Genomic DNA, 2,973 nt, shown 5'->3' on the forward strand with positions numbered 1-2,973 from the left:
CGTTCATTCTTGGATGAATCAGTTTAGATCCATTTTTGTGCGATACTCAAAATCCATCAAAAATTATCTCGCTTTTTCTCAATTTGCTGCCGCAATCATTGTTTCTAATAAAATTTGAGTTTAGGGATGGGCTCTAAAAAACAAGAAAAAGACAAATGGTTTAATTCTTTTTGTAATAATCAAGCCTAAAAAGGTTCATTGTTTGGGGCTTCACGTATGCGATAAAAGTGTGCTAGACTGCTTTCTATGAATACTAATTATGATATTACGTACTACATTAATGATATTCGTCAAAAGCTCGCTGCTGTGTACAATGATGATACATTATGTCAGCAATATGCCTGGTGGATTTTACAGGCTATTTGTGGAAAAACAAAAACAGAGCTCATCATTCAAGAAGCGCCCATGCTCACTCCTGAGCAACAACAAAAAATTGATCGATGGATGCAACTTCTTGTTCAAGATAAAATGCCGTTACAATATGTGCTTGGTTCAGTGCCCTTTGCAGACCTTGATATTTTAGTCGAACCACCAACGCTTATTCCGCGACCAGAAACAGAAGAATGGTGTTTGTATATTGTCGAACATTTACTAACGTTGGATAACAAAAAAATAACAATTTTGGATGTAGCGACCGGTTCGGGGTGCATAGCGCTTGCTTTTGCAGATTATTTACCACAAGCCAGAATTGTAGCAACAGATATAGCAGATGCTGCGCTTGAACTGACAGAAAAAAATATTGAACATAATAAAATCAGAAATGTTACGTGCATACAATCAGATCTGTTTGAATCAATTCCTTGCGGCATGCGTTTTGATTGTATTGTGTCTAATCCTCCGTATATCACTGCTGCAGAATTTAAAGATCTTGATGAAACGGTTACACGCTGGGAAGATCATGATGCGCTCATTGCGCACGATAATGGACTTGCTATTATTAAAGAAATCATTGCGCAAGCGCCACAATTTATACACACTAATGATGAAATGAAGCATAAAAATATACCTCAGGTTGTTATCGAAATTGGATATGCGCAAGGAGTGGCTGTGAGAGAATTAATGCATGCTGCTCGTTATAATGATATTCTTGTGCATAAAGATTTAGAAGGCAAAGATCGATTTGTCACCGGGAGAGTAGATTATGTGGCCAATTCCAGCTCTGGATCATGACTTAGTTTCAGTTTCTTTTTCTCAAAACAATCTTGTGTGTTGCTGGATACAAAAAGTAAAAGAGGGAGTTGCTCCTTTAACCTTACGTGCATACAAACATTATCCACTCAACAATCTTGAACTTGAAAAACTTATACTTTTTAATCCAACAATTATAAAGCAGCATATCGTTTCTTTTTTGCAAGAACATAGTCTGCAGAATGCATTCATAACATTCTGTTTGGATGGTTCTAGTGTGGCGGAGCAATTTGTAGCAATGTCAACATCAACGCCACATCGCAGCGATTTTGGTATTGCTGTATCGAGTAATATATTATGGGAATATCGTTATGTGTATCCTAACGATCACGGGCAATATGTGTTTTATGTCTATGTTGTTCCACGATCGCTTGTATTGCAATATCAGTTACTTGCCATTGCTGCACGATGCAATCTGATTGCAATTACCACAAAAACAGTTGCCATGCTTGATGTATATAAAAATATTTTTGGTACAGCATTCAGACGCAGTCAACTTGCAGTGGATATGATGCGTTATGATAATAACATTGATCGTATTATTTCGATCGATGCAATCAGGCGCATGGTACGTGTTTCGCCTAGCGTTACCATATCGGATGAGTACGTGTACATTGCTACTGCCTATGGATTATTTTGTGTTGAAAGGATAGATGAATGAAAAAAGTTAATTTTATCGCTTCTTTGTCGCCGCAAAAACAGTATGAAATTCGTCGCTGGTTTTGGATGACGGTTCTTTTGAGTGCATGCGCGTTCATGATCGGAACGTGTTTTATTGTTCCACAACTGTTGTTATATGTGTCTTTAAAAAAAGAAGTAAGTGTCCTGCGTGAAAAAACAAAAAATTATGCGGATGTTGTTAAAAATAAAGGCACTTTAAAAACAGAATACGAGACGCTGCGCACGCGTGAAGGCAAGATAAATGCATATAGCAAGCAACAAAAAAATCCCTATCTACATATTACTTCTCTTGTGGAGGCTTCGGGAAATGGAGTACAATTAGAATCTGTACGTTTTAATAAAAAAGATGTTGAAGTGGTAATGGTATGCCCAACGTCTGAACACGCAAATGTGTTTGTTAAGCGATTATCAGTATTGAGTAATTTTTCACATGTTAAGATGACATCTTTGCAGCATGATGCACAAACAAAATCATTAAGGTGTACTATTAAAGGACACGTAATTTTTTAATTGTTGTTATATAAAAAAGGAGTTGGATAATGAGATTGAGTGTGTTGTGTATGGCATTATCCAGCTTGTTTGCGGCAGAATGCAGTATGAGTATGAAAAAAAAAGTTGTTTGTGCAAAGATCCTGCTCGATGATGCATATTGTATTCAACGTGTTAACAACGATATTCCTCAACTTTTTAAATCAACAACCGAAATTATGGGAAAAGAAATTTTTGAGGCTCTTGCTTTGTCGGAAAGAGATAAATCTACATTACAGCAAGAGTTGCATGGACCATGTTTGATGGAAAATACAACGCGAGTAAAGTTTAACTTACAGGATAGACCCTTTGCTGTGGATATCATTCCATTTGATCACAGTACGCATAAGTTTATCGTACAAATATCGGAAATTAATAAAGATACGCAAATCTTGGAATCTCTTTCTCAGCAAGAAAAATAAAAAGTTATTCGATTGTAATTAAAGACAGGTAAACCACTAGTTTTACTAGTGTGACTATCAAGGCTTGGCCCTCGGATTCCATAAAAAAAATTGTCGTATATATTTTTCTATTAGCTTGACGGCGAAATAGGAAAATATATGACGACAATATTTG

Annotated in this window: 4 protein-coding genes; all 4 read left to right on the plus strand. The window is 36.3% G+C overall.

Going from position 1 to position 2,973, the window contains the following annotated elements; translation table 11 throughout:
* Window positions 1-246: 246 nt before the first annotated feature.
* From prmC to VJJ26_01920, 4 genes are read left to right on the plus strand one after another with little or no spacing between them, the layout of a single operon-like run.
* Window positions 247-1,170 (plus strand): peptide chain release factor N(5)-glutamine methyltransferase, encoded by a 924-nt coding sequence (gene prmC, locus VJJ26_01905; GenBank protein HLC06920.1) that lies wholly within the window; start codon window positions 247-249, stop codon window positions 1,168-1,170.
* The gene (locus tag VJJ26_01910) at window positions 1,142-1,849 is read left to right on the plus strand and encodes a hypothetical protein (protein ID HLC06921.1); all 708 of its coding nucleotides are present in this window, start codon (window positions 1,142-1,144) and stop codon (window positions 1,847-1,849) included. The genes prmC and VJJ26_01910 overlap by 29 nt, the downstream gene beginning before the upstream one ends.
* The gene (locus VJJ26_01915; protein ID HLC06922.1) at window positions 1,846-2,379 is read left to right on the plus strand and encodes a hypothetical protein; all 534 of its coding nucleotides are present in this window, start codon (window positions 1,846-1,848) and stop codon (window positions 2,377-2,379) included. The genes VJJ26_01910 and VJJ26_01915 overlap by 4 nt, the downstream gene beginning before the upstream one ends.
* A 29-nt stretch (window positions 2,380-2,408) precedes the next feature.
* Window positions 2,409-2,819 carry a hypothetical protein gene (locus tag VJJ26_01920; protein HLC06923.1) on the plus strand — a complete coding sequence of 137 codons (411 nt, stop codon included), beginning with the start codon at window positions 2,409-2,411 and terminating at the stop codon, window positions 2,817-2,819.
* The last annotated feature ends 154 nt before the right edge of the window (window positions 2,820-2,973 follow it).

It is taken from the genome of Candidatus Babeliales bacterium, from assembly GCA_035288105.1.
Taxonomy (GTDB): Bacteria; Babelota; Babeliae; order Babelales; family Vermiphilaceae; genus SOIL31.